This is a genomic window from Curtobacterium sp. MCBA15_009 (assembly GCF_001864895.1).
GTDB lineage: Bacteria > Actinomycetota > Actinomycetes > Actinomycetales > Microbacteriaceae > Curtobacterium.
Window position 1 is genome coordinate 233,936 of record NZ_MJGO01000038.1, and the last position, 26,292, is coordinate 260,227.

A 26,292-nucleotide genomic window follows, 5' to 3' on the forward strand; every position below is an offset into this window, starting at 1 on the left:
GCCGTGGCCTCGCGGGCTGACGGACGGCCGCCGGTCGCGTGGTGGTTGCCGCTGCCCGCGGTGCTCGGCGGCCTGTTCGTCGTCGTGCCCGTGCTCGCGATGGCCGGACGGGTCGACTGGGCCGCGTTCCCGGCGCTCGTGACGGCGCCCGCGTCCCGCACCGCGCTCGGCCTGAGCCTCGGCACCGCGTTCGCCGCCACCGGGGCCGCGTTCGTGCTCGGCTACCCGCTCGCCGTGCTCTTCGCGCGGTCCCGCTCGCGGTGGGTGGGCGTCGCCCGTGCGGTCGTCCTGCTGCCCCTCGTGCTGCCGCCCGTGGTCGGGGGGCTCGCGCTCCTGGCGGCGTTCGGGCGGCTCGGGGTGCTCGGGGCGTTCCTCGACGACCACGGGCTGCACATCGCGTTCACCACCACGGCCGTCGTCATCGCGCAGACCTTCGTCGCGATGCCGTTCCTGGTGTCCTCGGTCGAGGGTGCCCTGCGGGTCGAGGGCGACCGGTACGAGCGGGTCGCCGCGACCCTCGGCGCCGGACCGACCCGGGTGCTCCTGACGGTCACGACGCCGCGGGTGCTGCCCGGCATCCTGTCCGGACTGGTGCTCTGCTTCGCCCGCGCGCTCGGCGAGTTCGGCGCGACCCTGACCTTCGCCGGCAGCCTGCAGGGCGTCACGAGGACCCTGCCCCTGGAGATCTACCTGCAGCGCGAGGTCGACCCGGACACGGCCGTGGCCCTGGCGATCGTGCTCGTCGTGGTCGCCGTCGTCGTCATCGGCGCGTCGTCGCTCCGCAGCCGGGCGGTGGCGGCGTGACCGGAGTGCGGGCGCGGGTGGTGGTCCGGCGGCGCGACGTCGACGTCACGCTCGAGGTCGGCGCGGACGAGTGCGTCGCGGTGATCGGGCCGAACGGCTCGGGCAAGTCGACCGTCGTCGAGGCCCTGGCCGGCCTGCTGCTGATCGACGACGGCCACGTCGAGCTCGGCGGGGCCCGGGTGTCCGACGGCCGCCGCACCGTGCCGCCGCACCGCCGCCGTGTCGGCCTCGTCGCCCAGCGGCCCGACCTGTTCCCGTTCCTCGACGTGCTCCGGAACGTCGCCTTCGGACCTCGCGCCACCGGTGCCGGTCGCGCCGCCGCCGATGACCGGGCACGACGGGCCCTGGCCGCGGTCGGCGCCGATCAACTGGTCGACCGCGCACCGGGCACGCTGTCCGGCGGGCAGGCGCAGCGGGTCGCCGTCGCGCGGGCCCTCGCCACCGACCCGGCCGTGCTGCTGCTCGACGAACCGACCTCCGCCCTCGACGTCGCCGCGCGCGACGAGGTCCGGTCGGCCGTCCGGACCGCGGTCGCCGGTCGGTCGAGCGTGCTCGTGACGCACGACCCCGTCGAGGTCGTCGCCCTGGCCGACCGCGTCGTCGTGCTCGAGCACGGTCGGGTCGTGGAACAGGGCGACCCGACCGCCGTCCTCGGCCAGCCGACGAGCGCGTTCGCGGCGGCGTTCTCCGGGCTCGCGCTCGTGCGCGGGATCGCCACCGGGGGTGGGATCGCACCCGACGGCGGCGGCGAGCTGACGTCGGCGACGCACGCCGTGCCTCCCGGCCGGCCCGCCCTGGCCGCGTACCACCCGACGGCCGCCGTCCTGACCCGGGACGGTGGCGGAGCGGGGCGCACCGTGACGGCGCTCGAACCGCGCGACGGCCTGGTGCGGGTGCGGGCCGGTGACCTGCTCGCCGACCTGACCCTGGCGCGGGTCTCGGCACTCGGACTGCGCGTCGGCGAGCCGGTCCGCATCGACGTGCCCGCCGCCGAACTGACCGTGTACCCGCCGGGTGGTTGAGACAATGGTCTGATGACCTCCTGGTTCCCCAAGGTGTGGCCCGTGGCCACCCCGCTGCTCGCCGCCGTCGTGCTCGCGTTCTCGTACGGGCGCTACGGACTCGGCACCGCGGTGGTCGTCGTGGTGGCCGTCGTCCTGGCGGCCACGATCCTGGCGGCGGTGCACCACGCCGAGGTCGTCGCCCACCGGGTCGGGGAGCCGTTCGGCTCGCTCGTGCTCGCCGTCGCGGTGACCGTCATCGAGGTCGCGCTCATCATCTCGCTGTCGAGCTCCGGCGGGGCGCAGGCCGAGACGCTCGCGCGGGACACGGTGTTCTCGGCGGTGATGATCACGATGAACGGCCTGGTCGGGCTCGCGATCCTGATCGGGACGCTCCGGCACAACACCGTCCGGTTCAACCAGGAGGGCGCGAGCGCCGCGACCATGACCGTCGCCGCGCTGGCCGTGCTGACCCTCGTGCTGCCGACGTTCACCACCGGCACCGACGACGCGTCGTTCACCGGCACGCAGCTGGTCTTCGTCGCCGTGGCGTCGCTCGTGCTCTACGGACTGTTCGTCGTGACGCAGACGGTGGCCCACCGGGACTTCTTCCTGCCGGTCAACCGTGCCGGCGGGGTCCTGGAGGAGTCCGAGGACGCCCACGCCGCACGACCCACGGGTCGGGCCACCCTCGTCTCGCTCGGGCTGCTCGTCGTCGCGCTCGTCGCCGTCGTCGGGCTGGCCAAGGTGGAGTCGCCCGCGATCGAGGCCGGCGTCGCCGCGGTCGGGTTCCCGCCGTCGTTCGTCGGCGTCGTGATCGCGCTGCTCATCCTGCTGCCCGAGGGGATCGCCGCGTCGAAGGCCGCCGCCCGCAACCGGATCCAGACGAGCCTGAACCTGGCGATGGGGTCCGCGATGGCCTCGATCGGTCTGACGATCCCCTCGATCGCGGTCGCCTCACTGTTCATGCCGGGGACGCTGCTGCTCGGCCTCGGCTCGTCGCAGATCGTGCTCCTGGCGCTGACGATTGTCGCCGCCGTGCTCACCGTGCTCCCCGGCCGCGCGACCCGCCTGCAGGGCGGCGTGCACCTGGTGATCTTCGCGGCGTTCATCGTGCTGTCGGTGTCGCCGTAGGGGGTGCTGGGGGCGGGGGCTGTTGCTGGGGGCTGGTGCTGTTTCGCGCGTAGGAGGTCGTTCCGCGCGTGGTGAGCAGGTTCGCGCGTAGGCGGTACTTCTTTCCTGCCGACTACGCGCGGAACTGCTTCCCATCTCAGGCGCGATGGGTCGAAGCGTGCGGCGAACAGGGTGCGCGGCCTGCTCGGCGGGTGCGGGTACCGGGTGCTGTTCCGCGCGTGGGAGGTCGTTCCGCGCATGGAGAGCGGTTCCGCGCGTAGGAGGCACTTCTTTCCTGCCGACTACGCGCGAAACTGCTTTCCATCCCGAGCGCGATGGGAAGAACCGACCGGGGTCGCGCGGCCCGGAGCAGTTCCGCGCGTGGGAGGTCGTTCCGCGCGTAGTGAGCACGTTCGCGCGGAGGAGGTACTTCTTTCCTGCTGACCACGCGCGGAACTGCTTCCCACATCGAGCGCGATGGGAAGGGCTGCGCATGGCGGGTCAGACCGCTGGCCACTCCGCCGCACGCGATCAGCCCCGCTGCACGCGCTCCGGAGCCGACCCGAGCGACCGTGCACCAGCCGCTCCGCCCCTCACCCCCCGGCGAACGGGGGCATGACGTCCACGAGCGCGACTCCCTGCAGCGAGGTCGCACGGTCGCGGGTGGTGACGCCGTCGACCAGGTACGAGCACCGCTCCTGCAGCGCTGCCCAGCGCTCGGGGTCGGCGGCCTCGACCGCGTCGAGGGCCTCACCGAGCGTCGACGCCGACGCCGCTGTCGCCGACGCCGCGGTCGTCGCCGTCGCCGCGGTCGCCATCGCCGAGTCCGACACCGCAGGAGCCTCGACCGAGTCCACCCCCACGGCGGCGCGGGCGGCGGCGAAGAACCGGATCGTGGTCACGTCTCAGCCGCCGATCGCGCTCATGCCGCGGGTCGGGTGCACGAGGTCGTCGGTGTCGTCGCCGTGGTCGCGCGGCTTCGCCCACATCGCCCGCTGCCAGAGCTCGGCGACCTCGTCGTCCGGGGCGCCGGAGCGCATCGGGCCGAGGACGTCGGTCTCCTCGTCGGAGAACAGGCAGCTCCGCACGTGGCCGTCGGCCGTCAGACGGGTGCGGGTGCAGTCGGCGCAGAAGGACTCGGTGATGCTCGCGATGATGCCGACGGTGCCGAGCGGTGCGCCGGTGCCGGCGTCCTGCACCCGGTAGCGCTCGGCGGGGGCACCGTCGCGGGGCGCCTCGTCGGGGGTGAGCACGAACGACGTGGCGAGCAGCGTGCGGATCTCGTCCGCGGTGATCATCTCGGTGCGGTCCCAGGCGTGGTCGGGGTCGAGCGGCATCTGCTCGATGAAGCGGAGTTCGTAGCCGCGGTCCAGGCACCAGCGGAGCAGTTCGGGGGCGGCGTCGTCGTTGACCCCGCGGAGCAGCACCGCGTTCACCTTGATGTCGAGCCCGGCGTCGTGGGCGGCGGACAGCCCGGCGATGACCTTGTCGAGGAAGGGGCGGCGGGTCACGGTCGTGAAGGTGTCGGGGTCGACGGTGTCGAGCGACACGTTGACCCGGCGGAGCCCGGCGGCGTACAGGGCCGCGGCCCGGTGGGCGAGGCCGATCGCGTTCGTGGTGAGGGACAGCTCCGGGGCGTCGGGCAGTGCGGCGCACCGGGCGATGACGTCGACCAGGTCGTGCCGCAGCATCGGCTCGCCGCCGGTGAACCGGACCTTGCGGACACCGAAGCGCGACGAGCCGATCCGGACGAGCCGCTCGATCTCGGCGGCGGTCATGAGGGCGTCGTCGGGGGCGAAGGGCAGCCCGGCGGCGGGCATGCAGTACGTGCAGCGCAGGTTGCAGCGCTCGGTCAGCGAGACCCGCAGGTCGATCGCACGCCGTCCGAAGCGGTCCACGAGCCCGGACGAGCCGAGCAGTCGCGCAGGAGCCATGAGCGTCAGCGTACGTGCTCAGGCGACCGGAACGTCAACCGCGCCCACCAGCGCTGCCAGTCCGTCCGGCTCGTGCGGACGAGCGTGACGGCGAGCACGACGGCGACGGCGGCGAGCAGCCACCACCGGTAGGCGTCGGTCGACGGCCACACGCCGCGCAGCGCGATCGCCAGGGCCACCGCCGACCACTCCCACCGGCCGGACAGCACGACGAAGGGGATGAGCAGCAGGGCGTACCAGGGGTACCGGGGCGTGACGGCGAGGAAGGTGACGCCGATGAGCAGGACCTCGCCGGACCACGGCCGGGACGGGTCGGACAGTCGCCACGCGACGAACGCGGCGGCGAGCACCAGCAACCCGACGACGACGGTGGCGGCGTCGCCGTGGAACACGAGCGAGACGAGGGCGAACCGGGAGCCGTCCTCGTAGCCCTCCTCGCTCAGGTAGCCCGGCAGGTAGCCGAGCACGGCGGGTCCGGTCGAGATGACGTAGGGGACGTAGAGCAACCCGAACACGGCGATGCCGACCGGGATCGCCCACCAGTGGCGCCACCGGCCGAGCAGCGGCGGGTAGACGAGCGCGGGGATGAGCTTCGTCGCGGTCGCCGCGCCCAGGGCGATCCCGCCCCAGATCGGCCGGCCGAACACGACGAGCACGGCGCCGGCGGTCGCGAGCGCCGCGCCGAGGGCGTCGACGTGGGAGTTCGTGACGGCCTCGGCGGCGACGAGGGGCGACCAGGCCCAGAGCGCGGCCCACCACGTCGGTCGGCCGGTGCGGCGGAGCACCGCGAGCAGGCCGAGGGTCACACCGAGCGAGAGCAGCAGCCCGGCGACCTGGAAGGGCATGTACTGCGCGGTGGCCGGCACGAACGCGCGGACGCCGGCGAACCACAGCTGCGCCATCGGCGGGTAGATCGTCGTCACGTCCGGCCGGTTGATCGCGACGCAGTGGCCGTCGGCGCCGTCGCCGAGTCCGCGGTAGCGCGGCTTCAGCGGTTCGCACGTGCCGTCGACCTTGTCCGGGAAGAGCCAGTCGGGTCGCAGGCCGGTCAGCGCGGTCGACTGGGGCGTGTGGGCGTACGGTGAGACACCGGCCTGTTGCACGATGCCGTCCCAGGCGTAGCGCGCCGAGTCGGTGCTCGTGTTCGGCGGGCCGGCGAGTGCTGCGACGCCGACCACCACGGCTCCCACGACGACCAGGGCGGTCGTCCACCGGGCCGGCACGAACCGCAGCGCGAGCACGGCGACCACGAACACCGTCCAAGCGATCAGTGTCCACGCTACGAATGAGGAACGATGGCCAGCCCGGAGAAACCCCAGATGCGTGATGCCGTAGGCGATCGCGCCCGCCAGGGCGACCACCGCGACGACGGTCACGACGGTGGCGACGAGGTCGGCCGGCCGGCGGGCGAGGGGCGGTCGGACGGCACGCTGTCGGTCGCTCATGGTCCGTCGAGGGTATCCGTCGTCGGCCGTGCCCTGTTCGACGCACGCGCCGCGTTGGCCTCGCCGAACCGGAACGCGCGTTCCGCGGTGGTGCTCGGCCGCCTGCTCGGCATCGCGTTCCTCGTCTGCTTCGGCACCGGCATCTACAGCCACCTGCTGCAGGAGCCGCTCGGCTGGATGCGGTTCCCGACCCGTCCGACGCAGCTCTACCAGTTCACCCAGGGTCTGCACATCACGACCGGCATCGCGATCATCCCGCTGCTGCTGGCGAAGCTCAACACGGTGATGCCCGCGCTGGTGCAGGTCCCACCGGTGCGCGGGGTGCTGCACCTGCTCGAGCGCGTGTCGATCGCCGTGCTCGTGTCGGCGTCGATCCTGCAGGTCGGGACCGGCCTGCTGAACACCTACCAGTGGTATCCGTGGCCGTTCCCGTTCCGCCAGGTGCACAACGCCATGGCCTACGTGATCATCGGGTCGCTCGTCGTCCACGTGGCCGCGAAGCTGCCGGTCATCGCCCGGTACTGGCGGAAGCGCGACTCCTACGACGAGCACGGCCGGTTCATCGCGGACCCCGCGTCCGGCAGCGAGCTGCTCCCTCCCGCTCAGGAGGCCCGGGTGCAGTCCGCCGCGCCGGCTCCGGCCCCGCAGACGGCCGGCCCCACCGCACGCGGCCTGACCGGACGGCTGTTCCGGTGGATCGACGGCTCCGACGCCGCAGCCGCCGGCGGCGGCTCCCGTCCCACCGGGCGGCACGCGGTCCCGGACACCCGCGTGGGGTCCGAGGAACCGACCACCGACGGAGCGGAGGCCGACACGGCGGAGGCGAGCCGGGCCTCCCGGCCGGTGCCGGAGGTCGCACAGGGCCGACGTGAGCGGATCGCGCGTCGCGGGTTCTTCACCGGCGTGACGGCCGCGGCCGTGGGCGTCGTCGCCCTGACGGCGGGGCAGTCCTCGAAGCTCGCCGAGCCGTTCAACGTGTTCGGCGCCCGTGGGCGCGGTCTCGGTGCGAACGGCCTGCCGGTGAACCGCACGGCGCGTGCAGCGGGGGTGCTCGCGACCGCGACGGCCGCCGACTGGACGCTCACCGTCGTCGGACGGGACGTGACCCGGACGTTCGTGCGGGCCGAACTCGTCGCGCTCGGCACCGCGCAGGCCGACCTGCCGATCTCGTGCGTGGAGGGGTGGAGCCAGATGGCGAGCTGGAAGGGCGTGCGGATGCGCGACCTGCTCCGCGCCGTGCAGGCGGAGCCGGGGTCGCACGTGCGGGTGACAAGCCTGGAACGCCACGGCGGGTACCGGATCATGGACATGGGACCCGAGTACGCCGAGGACCCGACCACCCTGGTCGCCCTCGAGCTGAACGGGGCGACGCTCGACCTGGACCACGGGTTCCCGGCGCGGATCATCGCTCCCGGGCGGCCCGGCGTGCTGCAGACCAAGTGGATCGAGAAGATCGAGGTGCTGCGATGAGGGCCGCGCGGACCGTGCTCGTCGTCGTCGGTGTGCTCGTGATGGCCTTCGGCGGGTACGTGCTCGTGACGTCCGTCTCCCCGCAGCGCATCGGTGGCCTGGCGACCTGGCTGCTCGGGGCGGTCATCCTGCACGACGCGATCCTGTCGCCGTTCGTCGTCGTGGCCGGGCTGCTGCTGCGCCGGGCCGGTCGGTCGCTCCGTGCCTGGGTGCTCGTCGTCGTGCAGGCGGCGATCGTGGCCGGCAGCGTGCTCGCGCTCGTGGTGCTGCCGGAGATCGCGGCGCAGCGGCACGGGCAGAAGAACCCCACGGTGCTGCCGTTCGACTACGGCACGCGCCTGCTGCTGGTCGAGGGAGCGCTGCTCCTCGTGGTCGTGGCGGTGCTCGTCATCGGCGTGGTCCGGGCCAGACGGGGGACCGTCGCACGAACCTCTGGTTGAAGCGACAACCTTTCGGTAGGATGCATCCATGACCGACGAGACCCCGTGGCTCACCCGCGAGCAGCTGCGCGCGTGGATGAAGCTCGTGGCCGTCATGGAGCTCCTGCCGGCGACGCTCGACCAGCAGCTGCAGCGCGACGCCGACCTGACGCACTTCGACTACATGGTCATCGCGATGCTCTCCGAGACGGACACCCGCACGCTGCGGATGTCCGCCCTGGCCTCGGCCACGAACGCCTCGCTGCCGCGGCTGTCCCACGTGGTGTCCCGGCTCGAGAAGCGCGGGCTCGTCGCACGCTGCCCGTCCACCTCGGACCGCCGGGCCACCGACGTGCGGCTGACCGACGACGGGTACGCCGCCATCGTCCGCGCCGCCCCGGACCACGTCCGGACCGCCCGCCGCGTCGTGATCGACGCGCTGACCGACGAACAGGTCGCGCAGCTCGACGGCATCGCGGTCGCGCTGCTCTCACGGCTCGACCCCGAGGGACGGTTCGCCGCCCTGACCTACCCGCGGGGCGACGACGACACCGCCATCTGCGAGGAACGGCTGACGGGCGCCTCGAGCGACTGAGCGCCGTGCCGTCGGCGTTGCCGGCCGGGCCGTGCCGCCGGCTGCGCTGCGCTGCCGGCCGGGCCGCGCTGCCGGGTGTGGCGTGCCGCTGGTCGAGTGTTTGCCGTGTCGGTGGTCGGGTGGTGCCGTGTCGCTGGTCGACTGGTGCCGTGCCGCCGGTCGGGTGGTGCCGTTGCAATAGGCTCGCGGCATGACCGACCCCGCCGCGCCGTCCGACACGTACTCCTACCTCGGACCGGCCGGCACCTTCACCGAGGCGGCCCTCAAGCTCGTCGAGGCGGCGGCGGGCAAGCCCTGGCGCAGCGTCAACAACGTCGGCGAGGCCCTCGACGACGTCGTGACCGGCCGCTCCGTCGGCGCGGTCATCGCGATCGAGAACAGCGTCGACGGCGGGGTGAGCGCCACCCAGGACGCCCTGGCCCGGATCCCCGGCGTGCGGATCACGGGGGAGTACCTGGTCCCCGTCGACTTCGTCCTCGTCGCCCGACCCGGCACCGCGCTCGCCGACGTCCGCACCGTCAACGCCCACCCGGTGGCCTACGCGCAGACCCACCACTGGCTCGAGGCGAACCTGCCCGGCCACGGCCACATCCCGGCGTCGTCGAACGTCGCCGCCGCGACCGCGCTCCTCGACGCGCACCCCACGGCGGACGCCGCGGTCGCCCCGCCCGGCATCACCGAGCACCACGACGTCGTCGTGCTCGCGTCGTCGATCGGCGACAACGCGTCGGCCGTCACCCGCTTCGTGCTCGTGTCGAAGACCCTCGCGCTGCCGGAGCCGACCGGCGCCGACAAGACGAGCGTCATCGTGGAGCTGCCCGCCGACCACCCCGGCGCCCTTGTCGACATGCTCGAGCAGTTCGCGACGCGGGGGATCAACATGGGCCTGCTGTCGTCACGGCCGATCGGCGACGAACTCGGTCGCTACCGCTTCAACATCGACCTGGACGGCCACGTCCGTGACGAACGCGTCGCCGACGCGCTGCTCGGCCTGCGCCGCTTCAGCCCCCGGGTGACGTTCCTCGGGTCGTACCCCCGCGCCGACGGCGCACGACCCGAGGTGCCGGCCCGCTATTCGGACGCCGCGTTCGTCGAAGCGCGGGACTGGCTGCGCGGGATCGTATCGGGCGAGCCCGACGCGGACTGACGCCGCCGGGTCAGTCCGTTCCGGGCGAGCCCGACGCGGCTCGACGCCTCCGGGTCAGGGCACTTGACGCGAGCCGTGGCGATCGTCCGCCGGGTCTGGCACGCGCACGGAGAGCCCCATCGGGTCGATCCGCGAGCGGAAGGCGATGACCTCGCCCACCGGGTCGCCGTCGATCTCGAACTCGTCGGGCCGCTCGAGCCGGGCGGTGAACTCCTGCCCGCGCAGGTAGCGCAGCGGCCGTTCCTCGCGCGACTTCGACACGATCCGCTGCCCGACGACGGTGTTGCTGAGCTTCGAGCGGCGGAACGCCCGCAGGATCCCGTTCTCGTAGAACACCCGGGCGCCGATCCGGACCCAGCCGAAGAAGCCGCGGGGTCGCATCACCGCGATGTCGAAGACACCGTCGTCGATCTCGGCGTCCGGCAGCAGGATCGCACCGGCCTGCAGCATGCCGCAGTTGCCGACGATCAGGGAGTGCGCACGGAGCGAGCGGTTGCCGTCGTCGTCCAGCTGGTAGCGGAACTCGAAGGCGTCCGCGTCGCGCACCGAGCGGAACAGCGAGTCGACGTAGGCGAGCCAGCCGACCTTCTTCTTCAGCTCGGGGCGGGTGTTCACGAGCATCCGGGCGTCGAGGCCCAGGCCCGCCATCACCAGGAAGCCGTAGCGCTCGCGCTCGCCGCCGGGCCGCTCGATCCGGAGCATCCCGAAGTCGATCTTGCGGTCGTCGCCGTGGAAGATCGACCGGACGCTGGCGGTCAGGTCGTCGAGCGGCAGCTTCATGTTGCGCGCGAGCAGGTTGCCGGTCCCGCTCGGCAGCAGGGCGAGGGTCGAGCCGGACTCGTGCACGACCTCGGCGACCGCACGGACCGTGCCGTCGCCACCCGCCGCGGCGATGACGTCGGCACCGGCCTCGACCGCGGCGCGGGCCATGCCGCCGCCCGGGTCCTCCTCCGACGTCTCGAACCACAGGGTCTCGGCCCAACCGGCCTGTTCCTGGTGTTCCTGGACCGTGCGCTTGAGGGTCGGCAGGTGGACCTTGACCGGGTTGTAGACCACCGCGGCCGTCCGCTGCTCGGTGGGGAGGGCGTCCTGATCCGCGGGCGCGGTCTCCGAAGGGGTCGACATACGTCAACGCTACCGATCCGCGCTGCGTGCCGTCCGCCCCGGACGGAGAAGGGTCCCGTGCCGTCCGCCCCGGGGGGAGAAGGGTCGCGTGCGGCCAGCCCTGTCTAGGATGGTGCGGTGATCGACCCACAGCTGCTCCGCGACAACCCGGACGTCATCAAGGCTTCACAGCAGGCACGTGGTGCCTCCGAGACCGTCGTGGACGAGGCCGTCGCCGCCGACTCCGCACGTCGCAGCGCGATCACCTCGTTCGAGTCGCTCCGTGCCGAGCAGAACGCCTTCGGCAAGACCGTCGCGAAGGCCCCGAAGGACGAGAAGGCCGCGCTCGTGCAGCAGGCCCAGGCCCTCGCCGGTCGGGTGAAGCAGGCCCAGGCCACCGTCACCGAGGCCGAGGCGGCCTTCGACTCGGTCGTCCGCGGCATCCCGAACGTCGTCCTGCCCGGGGTCCCCGCCGGCGGCGAGGACGACTTCGTCACGCTGCGCACCGTCGGCACGAAGCCCGAGTTCGACTTCGAGCCGAAGGACCACGCCGACCTCGGCGAGCACCTCGGCATCATCGACATCCCGCGCGGCGTGAAGGTCTCCGGCTCGCGCTTCTACTTCCTGCGCGGCATGGGCGCCCGGCTCGAGATCGCGCTCATGTCGCTCGGCCTCGACCGTGCGGTCGCAGCCGGCTTCGAACCGCTCATCACCCCGACGCTCGTGCGCCCCGAGACGATGGCCGGCACCGGCTTCCTCGGCGAGCACGCCGCCGAGGTCTACCGCCTCGAGGCGGACGACCTCTACCTGACCGGCACGAGCGAGGTCGCCCTCGCCGGCTTCCACGCCGACGAGATCCTGTCCTTCGACGAGTCGACGGACGCGCACCGCTACGCCGGCTGGTCGACCTGCTACCGCCGCGAGGCCGGTTCCGCGGGCAAGGACAACCGCGGCATCCTGCGCGTCCACCAGTTCAACAAGCTCGAGATGTTCGCCTACGTCCACCCGGACCAGGCCGAGGCCGAGCACGAGAAGCTCGTCGCCCACCAGGAGCAGATGCTCCAGGACCTCGGGCTGCACTACCGCGTCATCGACGTCGCCGCGGGCGACCTCGGCACGAGCGCTGCGAAGAAGTACGACATCGAGGCCTGGGTGCCGACGCAGGGCACCTTCCGCGAGCTCACCTCGACGTCGAACTGCACGACGTTCCAGGCCCGCCGCCTCGACATCCGCTACCGCACGGAGAGCGGCAAGACCGCCCCCGTCGCGACGCTGAACGGCACGCTCGCCACCACGCGCTGGATCGTCGCGATCCTCGAGACCCACCAGCAGGCCGACGGTTCCGTCGTCGTGCCGGAGGTCCTGCGCCCGTACCTGGGCGGCGTCGAGGTGATCGAGCCCCGATGAGCACGCAGGGACGGTTCGTCGACGGCACCTCGCAGGACGCGGGTGGCGCCGCGCCCGCCCGCACGAAGCGCTGGTTGGTCGCGCTCGATGTCGACGGCACCACCATGCGCGAGGACGGCGTCGTCACCGAGGCGGTGGTCGCCGCGCTCCGCGACGCCGAGGCCGCCGGCCACGAGGTGATGCTCTCCACCGGGCGCAGCGAGGGCATGACCGTGCCCCTGCTCGACACGCTCGGCATCCGACCGAAGTACCTGGTGTGCGCGAACGGTGCGCTGACCCTGGCGCGCCGGCCCGACGGGTCCTACGAGCGCGTCCACGTCGAGCGCTTCGACCCCTCCGAGGTCCTGCGGACCATCCACGGCGCGCTCGAGAACGCCGCGTTCGGCGTCGAGGACGAGACCGGGCACTTCCTGCTCTCGGGCAACTTCCCCGACGACACCATGACGGTCGCCGGCGAGCACGTGCCCTTCGAACGGCTGCTCGGGGTGGAGGCCACGCGCGTCGTCGTCATCTCGCCCGGCCACGACACCGAGGACTTCCTGCAGGTCGTCGAGCAGATGGGCCTGCACAAGGTCTCGTACTCGGTCGGCTGGACGTCGTGGCTCGACATCGCCCCCGAGGGCGTCACGAAGGCCACCGCGATGGAGCGCGTGCGCGAGTGGCTCGACATCCCGCGGTCCCGCGTCTTCGCCGCCGGCGACGGACGCAACGACATCGACATGCTGCGGTGGGCCTCGACCTCCGGTCGCGGCGTCGTCATGGGCCAGGCGCCCGACGACGTCGCCGACGCGGGCAACGAGCTCACCGGCGGCGTGACCGACGACGGCCTGGCAGCAGCGCTCGACTCCCTGCCGCGCTGATCCGCGCAGGCACTGACGCGCAGCCGGACGGGAGGCCCGGGTAGACTTCCCGGGACGCGGTCACGTCTCGCCACGTGGTCGCGTCACTGGAGGGTTGTCCGAGCGGCCGATGGAGCCTGTCTTGAAAACAGGTGGGCAGAGATGTCTCGTGGGTTCGAATCCCACACCCTCCGCCATCACCGAGGCGCATCGAGCACCGGGCACGTCCGGGTCCGGTCTGCCGACGCCCGTTCCGGATGTCAGGTGCGGAGCGTGGTGCTCGGGTTCTCGCCGAACTCCTGCAGGTAGTACCCGGCGAACCGGCCGAGGTGTCGGAAGCCCCAGCGCAGGGCGATCTCGGCGACGGTGACGCGGGTGGGGTCCGCCTGCTGCAGTTCGCTCCGGATGCCGCGGAGCCGTGCCTGCCGGATGAGGACCGTCGGCGCGGCGAGGTCTGCACGGTTGAGCGCCTCCTGCAGGCCGCGCAGGCTCAGCCCCGCCGCAGCAGCGACGTCGTGCGAGGTGATGGGGTCGCCGTTGCGGTCGGCGATGAACCGCAGGGCGCGACCCACGTTGCCGTGGTACTCCCCGAACAGCCCCTCGTCCGTCTCGGCGAACGCGTCGAGGACGAGCCGTCCGATGCTCTGCGTCAACAGGCGTCGCCGCAGGGGGAGCAGTGTCGGGTCGAGCAGTTCGGGCGCTGCGGCGGCGAGCCGGCGCTGGAGCACGGCGAGCGGTTCGGGTGCGGGGTGCCGCCTGAAGCGCAGCGGACGGGGTTCGGCGTTCCGGCGACTCGCGTCGAGGTCCCGGAGGAAGGTCGCATCGAAGTCGACGGCGTGCGGCACCGTGTCCGCGGGGGCCTCGAGGGTCAGGGCGCGGCCGGTCGGGTACATCGCGGCGGTGCCCGGGCGCAGGACCTGTTCGTGGTCGGTCCCGGCGTCGATGGCGGCGGTGCCGTGCTGCGCCCAGGTCAGCAGGTAGCGGCCCTCGGGCTCGATGCGCCCCCACCGGTCCGCCGTGAGCGTCGAACTGCGGAGCGTCATCGAGGGGTCGCCGACCGCCCGGACCCGGTACGCGAAGGGCCTGCCGGACGCGGTGAGCGACACGCGGCGTGCGTTGTGGAGGTGCTCGTAGAAGGCCGTCGCCTGGTCCACGTCGTGGCCTGAGGCTTCACGACGGACGGCGGGGTCCGGGTGAGCGCTCGAGCCGTCGCTGCTGGTCATGTCGAAGGCATCCTAGACCGAGGGCGAGCCGCCTCAGTTGTACTGTCGGCAGTCCTCGTGACCGTGCGGCTCGAGGTCCGACCCGACGCGGACGAGTTCCCAGCACCGCGGGTCACCGGAACCACCGTCGATGCCGAAGGCTATCGTCATCTCGCCCTGCCTGCCGGTCGCGAACCCGCCCCCACCACAGTCGGGCGTCGGCGACGACAGGTGGAAGTCCTGGACATCGACCTGCAGGTCCCAGGTCCCGGTGCAGCTGACCGTCGCGGGGGTGCCGGGGTCGACCGGGGCGCTCGTGTCACCGCGCGTGACCCAGGTGCGCAGGGACCGGCCGACCTCGCCGGCACGTGGACGCACGCGTCCAGCCGCCTGACGCTGCACGGGGACGGGACCTTCGAGATGACCGACATGCCGCGTTCGGGTAGCGGTCGAAGAGCCCCGCGCAGCCGGTCAGGGCGCACGCGGTCACCGCCAGCACGACCGCGGTCGTGACGAACCTGCGACGTTGACGGAGGCGCATGGTAGAACGCTGTCCGGCCCCGTCCGCGGGCGGCCGCGCCGGGGCGTGACCCGGTCCGCCGACGATCAGCCCAGACCCAGCCCGAACGGAGGCGACCGAGATGCCGCTGGACCACCGCGACCGCCCGGGTCATGCGCCCTCCGATCCGGGCACCAGGCTGCGCCCGATCCGCGTCGAGGACGCAGCCGTCCTGGCGTCGGTCATCACGTCGAGTGCGGACCACCTGCGGCCGTGGGAGCCGGCACGCTCACCGTCGTACTACACGGAGCGCGGGCAGCACGACGTGATCGTGCAGGCGCTCGCTGCGAGTCGGGCGGGGACCGCGGTGCCGTTCGTCATCGAGTCCGGCGACGGCGAGCTGCTCGGCCGCATCACCCTGAGCGGGGTCACCCGGGGTGCGCTGCAGTCGTGCGCACTCGGGTACTGGGTACGGGCCGACCGGACGCGGCAGGGGCACGCCACCCGCGCGGTCCGTGCGGCGGTCGACCACGCGTTCGACGTGCTCCGGCTCCACCGGGTGCAGGCCGAGACCCTGCCCGAGAACGTCGGCTCGCAGCGGGCCCTGGCCGCGGCGGGCTTCACCCGGTACGGATTCGCGCCCGAGTACATCAAGATCGACGGGGTCTGGCGGGACCACGTCATGTTCCAGGTCATCGCTTCGTGACGGGGTCGCCGTGATCGAGGTGGTCGCGTACCGGGCGTCGTGGCCGGAGCGGTTCGCGGCGCTGCGGGACGCGTACGCCGCCGCACTCGACGCGGCCGGTGCTCCGTTCCGGAGCATCGAGCACGTCGGCAGCACCGCCGTGCCGGGCCTGGCGGCGAAGCCGGTCGTCGACGTCGACGTCGTGGTGGACGCCGCCGACGTGCCCGCCGCCGTGGCCGCGCTCGCGACGATCGGGTTCGAGCCCCGCGGCGAGCTCGGGGTGCCGGGCCGGCAGGCGTTCCGGACCCCCGAGCGCTTCGCGCCGAGCAACACGTACGTCGCCACCGCCGGGTCGCTCGCGCTGCGGAACCACCTGGCCGTCCGCGACGTCCTGCGGTCGGACGCGGTGCTGCGCGACGCGTACGCCGCGGTGAAGCGCCGTGCGGCCGGACGGGCGTCGGACATCGACGAGTACATCGCGATGAAGAGCGACGTGCTCGGTCGCGTCCTGCGCGCCGCCGGGCTGTCCGACGAGGACCGCGCGGCGATCGCCGCGACGAACCGCCGGATCACCGGACGCGGCGCCGGCGGCTGACGGTCACGGCCGGAACGGCTGCGGGTACGGCACCAGCAGGTCGCCGCCGGTCAGCGCGAGGAGGCCCGCCAGACCGACCAGCGAGGTCGCGACCAGGGCGACGAGCGCGAACCGGACCGCGGAGCGACGGTCGTGCCGGGCGACCCGGGCCGCCATCAGGAGCAGGAGCAGACCGAGCAGGTGTGCCCCGACGACGACCGGCAGCCCGAGCGTCACCGCCCCCTCGTGCGGGTTCGAGAAGTCGTCGGCCGTGCTGCGGTTGTCGACGTCGGACGCGAGGTACAGGAACAGCCACGTCAGGAAGCCGGCGACGGCGCCGAGCCCGGCGGTCAGCCAGAACAGCACCGCCCAGCCCGTGGCGGTCCAGCCGGTGCGTCGCTCGGTGTGATGGGTGGCCGTCACCGCTCGGACTCCTCCGACGGGCCGTGCTCCGCCTCCCACTCGTCCTTGCGGGCGACCGCCTCGTCGAGCTGCCGGTTCCGGGCAGCTCGGTCGGCGAGGTCCTGCCCGACGTACGCGGCGACGGCGAGCAGCGCGCACCCGACCCCCATGAGGACCCGTGAGAGGCGACCGTCGGCGGTCGTCAGTAGCCAGATCGCCAGCAGGCCGAACCCGGCCAGGCCGAAGCGCGCGAGTGATCCGAGGGCCTGCACACCGTCACCCTACGGCGGTCAGCGACCAAGTGCCTCCCGGCCGACACGTGCCTCGGCGACCGCCGGACGGAAGTCGACGACGCGGTCGTCGACCGCGAAGCGGTACCGGTCGAGCCGGCGCACCCGCGGCTGGTGGTCGAGGAACGACGCGAGGTCGGCGCGTTCGTCCGGCGTGAGCTGCTGCACCGGATCCGAGGTGGACCGGAAGCCGCAGACGCGGGCGAGGTCGGCGAGCAGGGCGCGCTGGTCGGCGTCGAGGGTCCCGGCGCCGGCGCGGAAGGACACGACGTCCGGGTCGATCCGGTACAGCGGGTGCATCCAGACGCGCTCCAGCGGGCCGACCAGTCCGTTGAGTCCGCCCTCGTGGCTGGGGTCGGGGACGGTGGCGTCGTTCTTCCAGAACGATGCGGTGTCGGGTCCGGCGCGCATCGCGTCGAGCACGCCGATCGACGCGAGCATCGGCGCACCGCAGCCGAGCAGGTGCACGTCGTCGCCGACCACCCGGCGGATGAGCGTGATCGCGTCGCGGTACACCTGTTCGCGGTCGCCCGCGCGGTGGCGGACGCCCCGCAGGGCCGCTGCGGACAGGAAGTCGAGCTTGAGGTATCGGAAGCCCCAGCCGACGACGGCACGGAACACCTCGGTCAGGTGCTCCTGGACGGCCGGCAGCGTCGTGTCGAGCGCCCAGTAGTGGGTGTCCCAGTTGTGGCCGGCGACGATGGGGCCCTCGCCGTCCTCGCGCTGGACGAGCCAGTCCGGGTGCTCGAGCGCCGTGCGGGAGTCGGGCAGGCAGATGAACGGCGCGAGCCACAGGCCGGGTCGCGAACCGCGTGCCGCGATCCGTTCGGCGATCGGTGCGAGGCCGTCGGGGAAGTCCGCGTTCGGCACCCAGTCGCCGACGATCTCCTCCCAGCCGTCGTCGACCTGGACGACGTCGAACGGCAGGTCGCCGAGGGCGTCGACGGACTGCTCGATCCGCTCGGCGTCGATGTCCTCGAAGAACGAGTACCAGCTGCACCAGACGGTCGACACCGAGCCAGCGTCGGGCGACGAGCCGAAGTGGGCGGCGAGCTGCGCGGCGTAGGCGTCGAACACGCCCGCCTCGTCACCGACGCCGAGGAACCACTGCCCGCCGACGTCCTCGGTGCGGCCCCACAGGTGCGTGCCGTCGGCCCCGGCGCGGGGGAGCCCGAGCCCGACGGCACCGAGCAGCACCACCCGGCCGTCGGCCAGGGCGACGGCGACCGCGCCGTTGCCCTCGTGCCGGTCCGGGGTGTCGTTCGCTGCGTCGTCGGCGGTCACCGTCCGGTCCGGGTCGCCGGCGATGCGCAGGGGTGCGTCCTCGATCGGCGTCCACCCGGTCGGCGACCACGAGGTCCAGCCGTGCCGGTGGACCTCGACCGCCTCGCCGTCGTGCGCGACGGTGAGCGGGCCCGGCTCGAGCAGCCAGCCACCCGTCACCGGTGTCGCGGTCGGGTCGTCCGGCCCGGACGCGTGCAGGCGCACGGTCCGTCCGGTCCGGGGGAGCTGCTGGGTCGGGGCGTCGTCGTGGTGCACGGTCGGCAGTATGCCGTCGCCGGCCACGCCACGACCAGCGCCGACGGGCAGGTGCGCAGTCGGTCTGCGCGATCGTCCTGCGCGGCCCCGCCGCGCGCTCAGCGCGGCTCGGGTGTCTGGCTCGCGACGACGTGCACCCGCACGCCGAGGTCCGCGATGCGTCCGAGCTCGGCCCGGTCGGCGCCGTCGTCGGTGACCAGGTCGTGCACGGCCTGCATGCCGACGACGGGCGCGAGCGTGGTCCGGCCGATCTTCGACGAGTCGGCGACGACGATCGTGCGCTGCGCGTTGCGGAGCATCGCGGCGTTCGTCCTCGCCTCGATCTCGTCGTGCGTGGTGGCACCGCCGGCGGCGCTGACCCCGTCCATCCCGACGAAGGCGGCCCCGACGTTCATCGCGCCGAACGCGTTCTCGGCCAGGACCCCGACGAGCTCGAACGAGTGCGGCCGGATGGTGCCACCGGTCATCACGACCCGCAGGTTCGGCCGCGCGCCGATCTCGCCGGCGGTCGTCAGCGAGTTCGTGACGATGGTCAGACCGTTGCGGAAGACCAGGGAACGGGCGACCGTCGCGGCCGTGGTGCCGCCGCCGATCGCCACGGCCAACGGGCCGTCGGGCAGCAGCGCTGCCGCCGCCCGCCCGATGCGCTGCTTGACGGCCTGCGAGCGCCCCTCGCGCAGCCGGACCGGGATCTCGGCCGTCGGGACCGCGATCCGGGCACCGCCGTGCGTGCGGGTCAGCAGCCCCTGCTGCTCGAGGTCGGCGAGGTCGCGGCGGGCCGTCGCCGCCGACACCCCGAGCGACGTGACGAGGTCCTGCAGCGAGACGGCGCCCTGCTCGGACAGCAGTTCGAGCACGGCGAGCATGCGCCGCGACCGCTTGCCCGACCCGGAGGCGGGGGACGTCTGCGACGGCGACGAGGAGCGGTCATCGATCACGAGTGCGATCGTAGCGGTCAGTCATTCTGATCGTTTCGCTCGGAATGTTGGACGAACGGCGATTCCACTCCATGATTCCTGAGCATGACCCGTGTTGCGTTCATCGGTGCCGGCAGTGTCGTCTTCACCCGACAGCTGCTCGCCGACCTCCTCGGCTTCGAGGACCTGCCCCCGCTCGACCTCCGACTCCACGACGTGGACGAACGGCGGCTCGCCGTCGCCGAGGGCACCGCCCACCAGGTGAGCGAGCGGTTCGGCCGATCGATCCAGGTGACCGCGACGACCGACCGCCGCCGCGCACTCGCCGACGTCGACTTCGTCGTCAACATGGTGCAGATCGGTGGGGTCGACGCGACCCGGCTCGACCTGGAGATCCCGGCGCGGCACGGACTGCAGCAGACCATCGGCGACACCACCGGCGTCGGCGGCGTGTTCCGCGCGCTCCGCACCTTCCCGTTCCTGACCAGCCTGCTCGAGGACATGCGGGCCGTCGCCCCGGGCGCGGTCCTGCTGAACTACACGAACCCGATGGCGATGAACGTCTGGTGGGCAAACGTCGCCGCCCCCGAGATCACGACCCTCGGCCTCTGCCACAGCGTCTACTGGACGGCGAACGACCTCGCCGAGCTCGTCGGCCTGCACGTCGACGACACCCGGTTCCGGGCCGCCGGCGTCAACCACCAGGCGTGGCTCCTCGACTGGACCCACGACGGTGAGGACCTCTACCCGCGCCTGCGCGAGCGGATCCGACAGGACCCCGAGCTGCAGCGCCGGGTGCGCGTCGAGATCTTCCGACGCATCGGCGCGTACCCCACCGAGACGAGCGAGCACTCGTCGGAGTACCTGCCGTGGTTCCTGCGCTCCGCCGAGCAGATCGACCGCTTCCGCCTGCAGCCGCTGGAGTACGTCGGGATCTCGGAGGAGAACCTCGCCGAGTTCCAGGCAGCGGAGCGCGCCCTGGCGAACGGCGAACCGCTCGAGCTCGAGCAGGGCGCCGCCGAGTACGCACCCCAGGTGATCCACTCCCTGGTCACGGGCACCGAGCGGGAGATCCACGCCAACGTCGTCAACCACGGGCTCATCGACAACCTGCCGGCCGGCTGCGTCGTCGAGGTCCCGACGACCGTCGGCGCCGCGGGCATCGCCCCGCGGCCGATGGGGGCGCTGCCCACGGCGGCGGCGGCGCTCAACCGCTCGTACGTCTCGGTCAACGAGCTCACGATCCAGGCCGCGCGCGACGGCGACCCGCTCGCGCTCCGCCAGGCCGTCCTCGTCGACCCGAACGCGTCGTCGACGCTGACGCCCGCGCAGATCTGGGACCTCTGCAACGAGCTGGTGGCCGCCCACGGCGACCTGCTGCCGGAGCCCCTCCGGGTGCAGCTCGACCCGGCCGCGATCTGACGACGGCGCCGACCGACCGACGCACGCGACGACGAAGGAGTCCGCAGTGACACGAAGAGGAACCCGCGCCACCCCGACCGGCACCGGTCGGCGCCGCGCGCGCTGGACCGCGGCGGCCGCCGTCCTGGCGGTGGTCGGCTCGGCGCTCGCCGGGTGCGCCACGCAGGGTGCGACGACGCTCGACACCTCGGCCCCCGTGCACCTGACCATGTGGTCGGGGCAGAGCGACCAGGCCGAGAAGCTCCTGCAGGCGCTCGTCGACGAGTACGAGGACGACCACCCGAACGTGACCATCGACATGTCGCCGGGTGCGTCCTCGACGGACGAACTGCTGCAGAAGCTCGCGGCGTCCTTCGCCGGGAACGACTCCCCGGACATCTCGTACACGTTCGGGTCGTGGGCGAGCCAGCTCGAACGCTCGGACCGCACGCTCGACCTCCGCGACACCATCGAGGAGCCGGACGTCGCCTGGGACGAGTTCACCCAGGCCGCACGGAACACCGCCCAGCCCACGGGCGGCAAGGTGATCGGGTTCCCCGCGGTCGTCGACAACATCTCGCTGCTCTACAACACGACCGTCTTCGACCGGGCCGGTGTCGCGTACCCGACCGCCGACTGGACGTGGGAGGACTTCCGCAAGGCCGCGAAGCAGCTCACCGAGAAGGACAGCAACACCTTCGGGTACGGCTACTCGGTGTCCGGCAGCGAGGAGACCACCTGGCAGATGTGGCCGCACCTCTGGCAGAACGGCGGGGCGATCCTCAGCGAGGACGGCAAGCAGGCGGCGTTCGACTCGGCCGCCGGCGTGGACGCGCTCTCGTTCCTCCGCGACATGGCGGTCGACGACCGGAGCGTCTACCTCGACCAGACCGACACGAAGTTCGCGCAGCTCTTCGAGAGCGACCGCATCGGCATGATCACCTCGGGCCCGTGGGAGCTGTCCGCGCTGAAGACCGCGGGGACCTCGTACGGGGTCGTCCAGCTGCCGGGGACCGACGGGGACCACCAGACGGTGTCCGGCCCCGACCTGTGGACGCTGTTCGACAACAAGGACGTCAACCGCGCGTACTGGGCCACGGACTTCGTGAAGTGGTTGACCGCGAAGGAGCAGGACGAGCGCTTCAACGTCGCCGTCGGCAACCTGCCGCTGCGTTCGAGCGAGGCGACCAGCGAGGCCTTCCTGCAGCAGGCGAAGGCGCTCCCCGGCCTCGACGTCATGCAGGAGAACTCCGCCAACGCGAAGCAGACCCGTCCGACCGTGCCCGGCTACAACGGCCTCTCCGAGGCGTTCGGCAACGCGGTCGCGCACGTGCTGCAGGGCGACGGCGACCCGAAGACCGCACTCCGGCAGGCGAGCGACGCCGCCGACAAGGCACTCCGCCAAGGCTAGGAGCACCCATGACCACCTTCGCACTCCGCCCCGCCGAGCACACGGGGCAGCCGGACGGGCCCGGCTCCGGCCGACGACGTCGTCGTCGCTCCGCCGGCGCCGTCCGCGAGGGCCTGGCGGGCTGGGGCTTCGTCGCCCCGGCGCTCGTCATCGTCCTCGGGCTCACCCTGTTCCCCGGCGCCTGGGCGCTCCTCCTGTCCTTCCAGAGCTGGGACGGCTTCAGCCCGGCGACGTTCATCGGCGGCCAGAACTACGCCGACCTCGTCACCGACGACGGCGTCCGCGCCGCGGTGCTGCACACCGTGCTCTACACGGTGCTGTTCGTGCCGGCCTCGCTGCTGCTCGGGCTCGCGCTCGCCGTCGCGCTCAACCGCCGGATCCGGTTCATCGGGCTGTACCGCACCGCGATCTTCGTGCCGTTCGTCGCGTCGGCCGCGGCGACCGGCATCCTCACCACCTACCTGTTCAGCCCGCAGTTCGGCATCGTGAACAACGTGCTCCGGGTCCTGCACCTGCCCCAGCAGGGCTGGTTGGAGGACCGCAGCGAGGCGATGCTCGTCATCGTCATCATGTCGCTGTGGGGGCAGGCCGCGTTCACCACGGTGATCTACCTGGCGGCCCTGCAGGACGTCCCCGGTGACGTCATCGAGGCCGCCCGGATCGACGGCGCGAACGCGTGGCAGACCTTCTGGCGCGTGGTCTGGCCGCACCTCGGCCCGGTGACCGCGTTCGTCGCGATCTACCAGACCCTGCAGGCGATCCAGCTCTTCGACCTCGTCTACGCCACCACCCGCGGCGGGCCGCTCGACGCCACGCAGACCATCGTCTACTTCCTGTGGAAGACCGCGTTCCAGAACCTGCAGTTCGGGTACGGCTCGGCCATCGCCTACGGGATGTTCTTCGTCACCCTCGTCGCCACCGTCGTCGTCACGCTCGTGCAGCGGCGCGCGGGAAGGAGCTCGCTCTGATGTCCACCGAGACCCGGGTCCTCGACACCCCGCTGCGGCGGGACGCCGTCGTCGCCGCCCGCCCGAGCACGACCGGTCGCCGTCGACGCCGCTGGCCGTTCAGCCCGTGGCACCTGCTCCTGCTGCCGGTGTCGGTGCTCTTCCTGCTGCCGTTCGTCGAGATGTTCCTCACCTCGATCGAACCGGCGTCGGAGATCAACAAGTTCCCGCCGTCGTTCATCCCGACGCAGTTCACCCTCGGCGGCTACTCGCGCCTGTTCGCCGAGTCGGACATCCTGCACTGGCTGCTCAACACGGTCATCGTGTCGGCGTCGGCCATCGCGTCGCACCTGGTGCTCTGCTCGCTCGCGGGCTACGGCTTCGCGCGACTGCGGTTCCCCGGTCGCACGTTCGGGTTCCTCGCGATCCTCGCGACGATCATGATCCCGTCGCAGCTGCTCATGATCCCGACGTACGTCATGTTCGCCCGGCTGCACCTCGTCGACCACCTCGGCGCCGCGATCGTCCCGTGGCTCGCGTCCGCGTTCGGCATCTTCCTCATGCGCCAGTTCTTCCTGTCGCTGCCGGCGGAGCTCGAGGAAGCCGGCATGATCGACGGCTGCAACCGGCTGCAGGTGTTCTTCCGGATCGTCCTGCCGCTCGCACGCCCCGCCCTGGCGACGCTCGCGATCTTCACGCTGCTCGGGTCGTGGAACGACCTGGTCTGGCCGCTCGTCGCGATCAACAACGACCACGCCTTCACGCTCCAGCTCGGCCTGACCAACTTCCAGGGCGTCCGTCGCACGGACTGGTCGTTGCTCATGGCGGGGAACGTGGTCGCCACGCTCCCGCTCATCCTCCTGTTCCTGGTCGCCCAGAAGCAGTTCGTCGCGACGATGGCGTCGGCGGGCCTCAAGGGCTGACGCCCGCCCCCGTCCCGTCGCACCCCGGAAAGGAACCCCGTGACCACCGACGTCACCACCCCGTCCAGCGCCACCCTCGGCGAGATCCACCAGCAGCCCCGCGCATGGCGCGACCTCGCCGTGCTCCTCGACCAGGCGCGCGGCCCGCTCGACGCCTTCCTCGAGCGGGCACTGCGCGACCCGCGCACCCGTGTCGTCCTGACCGGCGCCGGCACCTCGGCCTTCGTCGGCCGGATCGTCGCCGAGTCCCTGCGGGGGCGTCTGCACCGCCGCTTCGACGCGGTGTCGAGCACCGACATCGTCGCCGACCCGCGCACCGTGCTCGCCGAGGACGTCCCGGTCCTGCTCGTCTCGTTCGCCCGGTCGGGCAACAGCCCGGAGAGCGCCGCCGCCACGGAGCTCGTCGACGCGATCGCACCGAGCGCCCACCACCTGGTCGTCACGTGCGACCCGACCGGCGCGCTGGCCGTCGGCCACCGGGACCGCGAGGACTCCTTCGTCCTCACGATGCCCCCGCAGACGAACGACACCGGCTTCGCGATGACGTCGAGCTTCTCGAGCATGCTGCTCGCCGCGCTCCTGGCGTTCGTGCCGTCGGACGCCGCGGAACTCGACCGCGTCGTCGCGACGGGGGAGCGCGCGCTCGCCGCCGAGGACGGCCTGGACCGGATCCTCGACCGGTCGCCCCGACGCATCGTGTTCCTCGGCGGCGGCGCGCTCGCCGGACTCGCCGAGGAGTGCGCGCTGAAGACCCTCGAGCTGACCGCCGGCACCATCGCGGCGTTCCACGACACCCCGCTCGGCTTCCGGCACGGACCGAAGGCGGTCCTCGACGACGAGACGGTCGTCGTGGTGCTCCGCTCCGCGGACCCGCGGGTGCGCCGGTACGACGACGACATCGTCCGCGAGATCCGTGCCGACCGGCCGGACCAGGTCGTCGTCGTCGGTGCCGACGAGCACGGGACGGCGACCGACCTCGACCTCGTGTTCCCCGAGGCCGAGGGGCTCGACGACGGACTGCGCGCGGTCGGCTTCGTCGCCGTCGCGCAGCTGCTCGCGCTGCACGCCTCGGTGCGGCTCGGCTGCACGCCGGACAACCCGTTCCCGGACGGCACGGTGAACCGCGTCGTCCGCGGGGTCACCATCCACCCGCTCGAGGCGGTCGACCCCGCACGGGGACGGGCATGACGCTGTTCCTGGGCCTGGACGGCGGCGGCACGAAGACCGCCGTCGTCCTGGCCGGCGGCGACGGCCGGGTGCTGGCGCGCTGGCGCGGACCGGCGTGCTCGTGGCTCGACGTCGGCGTCGCCGCGGTGGCGGACGTCGTCGGAAGCGGGACGCGGGCCGTGCTCGCCGCGGCGGGGCGCTCCGCCGACGACGTCACGCACGCGTTCCTCGGTCTGCCGGGCCACGGCGAGTCCGCGGGTGCCGACGTGCTGCTCGACGCGATCCCGGAGCCGGTCCTCGGCCACCGCCGGTACACGGTCGGCAACGACATGCTCGCCGGCTGGGCGGGGTCGCTCGGCGGCCACGACGGCATCAACGTCATCGCCGGCACCGGCTCGATGGCGTACGGCGAGCGAGGTTCCCGCACACACCGGGTCGGTGGGTGGAGCGAACTCATCGGCGACGAGGGGTCGGCGCACTGGATCGCGCGCCGCGGCCTGAACGCCTTCAGCCGGATGGCCGACGGGCGCCTGCCGCGGTCGGCGCTGTACGACCTGCTCCGCGAGCGGACCGGCATCGCCGCCGACCTCGACCTCGTCGGCCTGGTCATGCACGACTGGCAGGCCGGCCGCACCGAGGTCGCGGCGCTCTCCCGTGTCGTGACAGCCGCTGCCGGTGCGGGCGACCCGGTGGCCGCCAGCATCCTCGACGACGCCGTCGAGGAGCTCGTGCAGCAGGTCCGCGTCGTCGCGCACCGCATCGGGGACGACGGCGACGGTCGTCCGACGGCCGTGTCGTCGTCGGGCGGCGTCTTCTCGGACGCCGGCTTCCGCAGCCGCTTCGCCGCCCGCCTGGCCGCCGAGCGCGGTGCCGACACCGGTCGGCGGTTCACGCTCGTCGAGTCGGTGCTGCCGCCCGACCTCGGTGCCGTCGTCTACGCCGTGCGTCGCGCCGGCGAGCCCGTACCCGAGACCTGGGACACGGCGGAGCCGGCGGCGGTCGTCGACGTGACCGGCTGACGGACGGGAGGCCCGTGGCGACGCCGCCACGGGCCTCC

The 26,292-nt window shown here is 72.8% G+C and carries 27 protein-coding genes and 1 tRNA gene; 18 read left to right on the forward strand and 10 right to left on the reverse strand.

The genetic code is table 11. The annotated features are described in order from the left end of the window. The first annotated feature begins 3 nt into the window (after positions 1-3). Genes BIU97_RS12840 through BIU97_RS12850 form a run of 3 tightly spaced genes read left to right on the forward strand, consistent with a single transcriptional unit; the run spans position 4 to position 2,939 of the window. The gene (locus tag BIU97_RS12840) at positions 4-804 is read left to right on the forward strand and encodes an ABC transporter permease (protein ID WP_071297872.1); all 801 of its coding nucleotides are present in this window, start codon (positions 4-6) and stop codon (positions 802-804) included. Further along, positions 801-1,826, forward strand: coding sequence for an ABC transporter ATP-binding protein (locus BIU97_RS12845; RefSeq protein ID WP_254782990.1), 1,026 nt, complete (start codon positions 801-803; stop codon positions 1,824-1,826). Before BIU97_RS12840 ends, BIU97_RS12845 begins: the two co-directional genes overlap by 4 nt. A 12-nt stretch (positions 1,827-1,838) precedes the next feature. Next, entirely contained in the window at positions 1,839-2,939 is a 1,101-nt protein-coding gene (locus BIU97_RS12850; protein WP_071297874.1) for a calcium:proton antiporter, read from the forward strand. 572 nt (positions 2,940-3,511) lie between these two features. Here the strand turns inward: BIU97_RS12850 and BIU97_RS12855 are convergent. The 3 genes from BIU97_RS12855 to BIU97_RS12865 are packed head-to-tail and all read right to left on the reverse strand — an operon-like array spanning position 3,512 to position 6,297. Beyond that, on the reverse strand, positions 3,512-3,820 hold the full coding sequence (locus BIU97_RS12855; RefSeq protein ID WP_071297875.1) for a MoaD/ThiS family protein: 309 nt from the start codon (positions 3,818-3,820) through the stop codon (positions 3,512-3,514). A gap of 3 nt (positions 3,821-3,823) precedes the next feature. Beyond that, entirely contained in the window at positions 3,824-4,852 is a 1,029-nt protein-coding gene (gene moaA, locus BIU97_RS12860) for a GTP 3',8-cyclase MoaA (RefSeq protein WP_071260584.1), read from the reverse strand. A 5-nt stretch (positions 4,853-4,857) separates the two neighbouring features. After that, positions 4,858-6,297: a glycosyltransferase family 87 protein gene (locus BIU97_RS12865; protein ID WP_083420936.1), complete on the reverse strand. Its 1,440-nt coding sequence runs from the start codon at positions 6,295-6,297 to the stop codon at positions 4,858-4,860. A 54-nt stretch (positions 6,298-6,351) separates the two neighbouring features. On the opposite strand from BIU97_RS12865, the gene BIU97_RS12870 reads away from it, so the two are divergent. The 4 genes from BIU97_RS12870 (at position 6,352) to pheA (ending at position 9,928) form a co-directional block, all read left to right on the forward strand. Further along, a complete protein-coding gene (locus BIU97_RS12870; RefSeq protein ID WP_175472451.1) occupies positions 6,352-7,767 on the forward strand; it encodes a molybdopterin-dependent oxidoreductase in 1,416 nt (471 codons plus the stop codon). Next, on the forward strand, positions 7,764-8,207 hold the full coding sequence (locus BIU97_RS12875) for a hypothetical protein (RefSeq protein WP_071297877.1): 444 nt from the start codon (positions 7,764-7,766) through the stop codon (positions 8,205-8,207). The genes BIU97_RS12870 and BIU97_RS12875 overlap by 4 nt, the downstream gene beginning before the upstream one ends. A gap of 28 nt (positions 8,208-8,235) precedes the next feature. Further along, on the forward strand, positions 8,236-8,781 hold the full coding sequence (locus tag BIU97_RS12880) for a MarR family winged helix-turn-helix transcriptional regulator (RefSeq protein ID WP_071297878.1): 546 nt from the start codon (positions 8,236-8,238) through the stop codon (positions 8,779-8,781). 190 nt (positions 8,782-8,971) lie between these two features. Beyond that, a complete protein-coding gene (gene pheA, locus BIU97_RS12885; protein WP_071297879.1) occupies positions 8,972-9,928 on the forward strand; it encodes a prephenate dehydratase in 957 nt (318 codons plus the stop codon). 54 nt (positions 9,929-9,982) lie between these two features. On the opposite strand, the gene BIU97_RS12890 is transcribed toward pheA, so the two are convergent. Next, positions 9,983-11,053 (reverse strand): diacylglycerol/lipid kinase family protein, encoded by a 1,071-nt coding sequence (locus tag BIU97_RS12890; RefSeq protein WP_083404794.1) that lies wholly within the window; start codon positions 11,051-11,053, stop codon positions 9,983-9,985. 117 nt (positions 11,054-11,170) lie between these two features. Between BIU97_RS12890 and serS the strand changes: the two genes are divergently transcribed. The 3 genes from serS to BIU97_RS12905 all read left to right on the forward strand — a co-directional run bounded on the left by serS (position 11,171) and on the right by BIU97_RS12905 (position 13,475). Beyond that, complete coding sequence (gene serS / locus BIU97_RS12895; RefSeq protein WP_071260594.1) at positions 11,171-12,439, forward strand: serine--tRNA ligase; 1,269 nt, start codon at positions 11,171-11,173, stop codon at positions 12,437-12,439. Beyond that, the gene (locus BIU97_RS12900) at positions 12,436-13,299 is read left to right on the forward strand and encodes an HAD family hydrolase (protein ID WP_083404795.1); all 864 of its coding nucleotides are present in this window, start codon (positions 12,436-12,438) and stop codon (positions 13,297-13,299) included. Before serS ends, BIU97_RS12900 begins: the two co-directional genes overlap by 4 nt. Positions 13,300-13,387: 88 nt before the next feature. Then, a tRNA-Ser gene (locus tag BIU97_RS12905) sits at positions 13,388-13,475 on the forward strand. A gap of 63 nt (positions 13,476-13,538) precedes the next feature. Here BIU97_RS12905 and BIU97_RS12910 read toward each other — a convergent pair. Further along, positions 13,539-14,501: a helix-turn-helix domain-containing protein gene (locus BIU97_RS12910; protein WP_083420937.1), complete on the reverse strand. Its 963-nt coding sequence runs from the start codon at positions 14,499-14,501 to the stop codon at positions 13,539-13,541. Positions 14,502-14,534: 33 nt separating this feature from the next. After that, positions 14,535-14,858, reverse strand: coding sequence for a hypothetical protein (locus BIU97_RS12915; protein WP_071297881.1), 324 nt, complete (start codon positions 14,856-14,858; stop codon positions 14,535-14,537). Positions 14,859-15,121: 263 nt separating this feature from the next. Between BIU97_RS12915 and BIU97_RS12920 the strand changes: the two genes are divergently transcribed. Both BIU97_RS12920 and BIU97_RS12925 read left to right on the forward strand, forming a co-directional pair. After that, positions 15,122-15,685, forward strand: a complete 564-nt coding sequence (locus tag BIU97_RS12920; RefSeq protein WP_071297882.1) for a GNAT family N-acetyltransferase — start codon at positions 15,122-15,124, stop codon at positions 15,683-15,685. Between the two features lie 10 nt (positions 15,686-15,695). Beyond that, entirely contained in the window at positions 15,696-16,259 is a 564-nt protein-coding gene (locus BIU97_RS12925; protein ID WP_071297883.1) for a GrpB family protein, read from the forward strand. A 3-nt stretch (positions 16,260-16,262) separates the two neighbouring features. On the opposite strand, the gene BIU97_RS12930 is transcribed toward BIU97_RS12925, so the two are convergent. From BIU97_RS12930 to BIU97_RS12945, 4 genes are all read right to left on the reverse strand, one after another. Beyond that, complete coding sequence (locus BIU97_RS12930; protein ID WP_071297884.1) at positions 16,263-16,661, reverse strand: hypothetical protein; 399 nt, start codon at positions 16,659-16,661, stop codon at positions 16,263-16,265. Continuing rightward, a complete protein-coding gene (locus tag BIU97_RS12935) occupies positions 16,658-16,912 on the reverse strand; it encodes a hypothetical protein (protein ID WP_071297885.1) in 255 nt (84 codons plus the stop codon). Before BIU97_RS12935 ends, BIU97_RS12930 begins: the two co-directional genes overlap by 4 nt. Positions 16,913-16,930: 18 nt before the next feature. Further along, positions 16,931-18,469, reverse strand: a complete 1,539-nt coding sequence (locus BIU97_RS12940; RefSeq protein WP_083420953.1) for a glycoside hydrolase family 36 protein — start codon at positions 18,467-18,469, stop codon at positions 16,931-16,933. Between the two features lie 98 nt (positions 18,470-18,567). Continuing rightward, positions 18,568-19,407, reverse strand: a complete 840-nt coding sequence (locus BIU97_RS12945) for a DeoR/GlpR family DNA-binding transcription regulator (RefSeq protein ID WP_254782991.1) — start codon at positions 19,405-19,407, stop codon at positions 18,568-18,570. A gap of 84 nt (positions 19,408-19,491) precedes the next feature. Between BIU97_RS12945 and melA the strand changes: the two genes are divergently transcribed. From melA to BIU97_RS12975, 6 genes are read left to right on the forward strand one after another with little or no spacing between them, the layout of a single operon-like run. Continuing rightward, positions 19,492-20,808, forward strand: coding sequence for an alpha-galactosidase (gene melA / locus BIU97_RS12950; protein WP_071297886.1), 1,317 nt, complete (start codon positions 19,492-19,494; stop codon positions 20,806-20,808). Between the two features lie 46 nt (positions 20,809-20,854). Then, positions 20,855-22,198 carry an ABC transporter substrate-binding protein gene (locus BIU97_RS12955; protein ID WP_083420938.1) on the forward strand — a complete coding sequence of 448 codons (1,344 nt, stop codon included), beginning with the start codon at positions 20,855-20,857 and terminating at the stop codon, positions 22,196-22,198. 8 nt (positions 22,199-22,206) lie between these two features. After that, complete coding sequence (locus tag BIU97_RS12960) at positions 22,207-23,166, forward strand: carbohydrate ABC transporter permease (RefSeq protein ID WP_071297887.1); 960 nt, start codon at positions 22,207-22,209, stop codon at positions 23,164-23,166. Next, complete coding sequence (locus tag BIU97_RS12965) at positions 23,166-24,068, forward strand: carbohydrate ABC transporter permease (RefSeq protein WP_083404796.1); 903 nt, start codon at positions 23,166-23,168, stop codon at positions 24,066-24,068. The genes BIU97_RS12960 and BIU97_RS12965 overlap by 1 nt, the downstream gene beginning before the upstream one ends. Before the next feature lie 39 nt (positions 24,069-24,107). Next, positions 24,108-25,256, forward strand: a complete 1,149-nt coding sequence (locus BIU97_RS12970; RefSeq protein WP_071260616.1) for an SIS domain-containing protein — start codon at positions 24,108-24,110, stop codon at positions 25,254-25,256. Beyond that, positions 25,253-26,254 carry an N-acetylglucosamine kinase gene (locus tag BIU97_RS12975; protein WP_217639507.1) on the forward strand — a complete coding sequence of 334 codons (1,002 nt, stop codon included), beginning with the start codon at positions 25,253-25,255 and terminating at the stop codon, positions 26,252-26,254. The genes BIU97_RS12970 and BIU97_RS12975 overlap by 4 nt, the downstream gene beginning before the upstream one ends. The last annotated feature ends 38 nt before the right edge of the window (positions 26,255-26,292 follow it).

What these genes read in the sequence shown, in the direction of transcription:
- BIU97_RS12850 (WP_071297874.1), top strand. Translation starts at nt 1,839, where the DNA reads ATGACCTCCTGGTTCCCCAAGGTGTGGCCCGTGGCCACCCCGCTGCTC.
- moaA (WP_071260584.1), bottom strand. Translation starts at nt 4,852, where the DNA reads ATGGCTCCTGCGCGACTGCTCGGCTCGTCCGGGCTCGTGGACCGCTTC.
- BIU97_RS12865 (WP_083420936.1), bottom strand. Translation starts at nt 6,297, where the DNA reads ATGAGCGACCGACAGCGTGCCGTCCGACCGCCCCTCGCCCGCCGGCCG.
- BIU97_RS12875 (WP_071297877.1), top strand. Translation starts at nt 7,764, where the DNA reads ATGAGGGCCGCGCGGACCGTGCTCGTCGTCGTCGGTGTGCTCGTGATG.
- BIU97_RS12880 (WP_071297878.1), top strand. Translation starts at nt 8,236, where the DNA reads ATGACCGACGAGACCCCGTGGCTCACCCGCGAGCAGCTGCGCGCGTGG.
- pheA (WP_071297879.1), top strand. Translation starts at nt 8,972, where the DNA reads ATGACCGACCCCGCCGCGCCGTCCGACACGTACTCCTACCTCGGACCG.
- BIU97_RS12890 (WP_083404794.1), bottom strand. Translation starts at nt 11,053, where the DNA reads ATGTCGACCCCTTCGGAGACCGCGCCCGCGGATCAGGACGCCCTCCCC.
- BIU97_RS12900 (WP_083404795.1), top strand. Translation starts at nt 12,436, where the DNA reads ATGAGCACGCAGGGACGGTTCGTCGACGGCACCTCGCAGGACGCGGGT.
- BIU97_RS12910 (WP_083420937.1), bottom strand. Translation starts at nt 14,501, where the DNA reads ATGACCAGCAGCGACGGCTCGAGCGCTCACCCGGACCCCGCCGTCCGT.
- BIU97_RS12920 (WP_071297882.1), top strand. Translation starts at nt 15,122, where the DNA reads ATGCCGCTGGACCACCGCGACCGCCCGGGTCATGCGCCCTCCGATCCG.
- melA (WP_071297886.1), top strand. Translation starts at nt 19,492, where the DNA reads ATGACCCGTGTTGCGTTCATCGGTGCCGGCAGTGTCGTCTTCACCCGA.
- BIU97_RS12960 (WP_071297887.1), top strand. Translation starts at nt 22,207, where the DNA reads ATGACCACCTTCGCACTCCGCCCCGCCGAGCACACGGGGCAGCCGGAC.
- BIU97_RS12965 (WP_083404796.1), top strand. Translation starts at nt 23,166, where the DNA reads ATGTCCACCGAGACCCGGGTCCTCGACACCCCGCTGCGGCGGGACGCC.
- BIU97_RS12975 (WP_217639507.1), top strand. Translation starts at nt 25,253, where the DNA reads ATGACGCTGTTCCTGGGCCTGGACGGCGGCGGCACGAAGACCGCCGTC.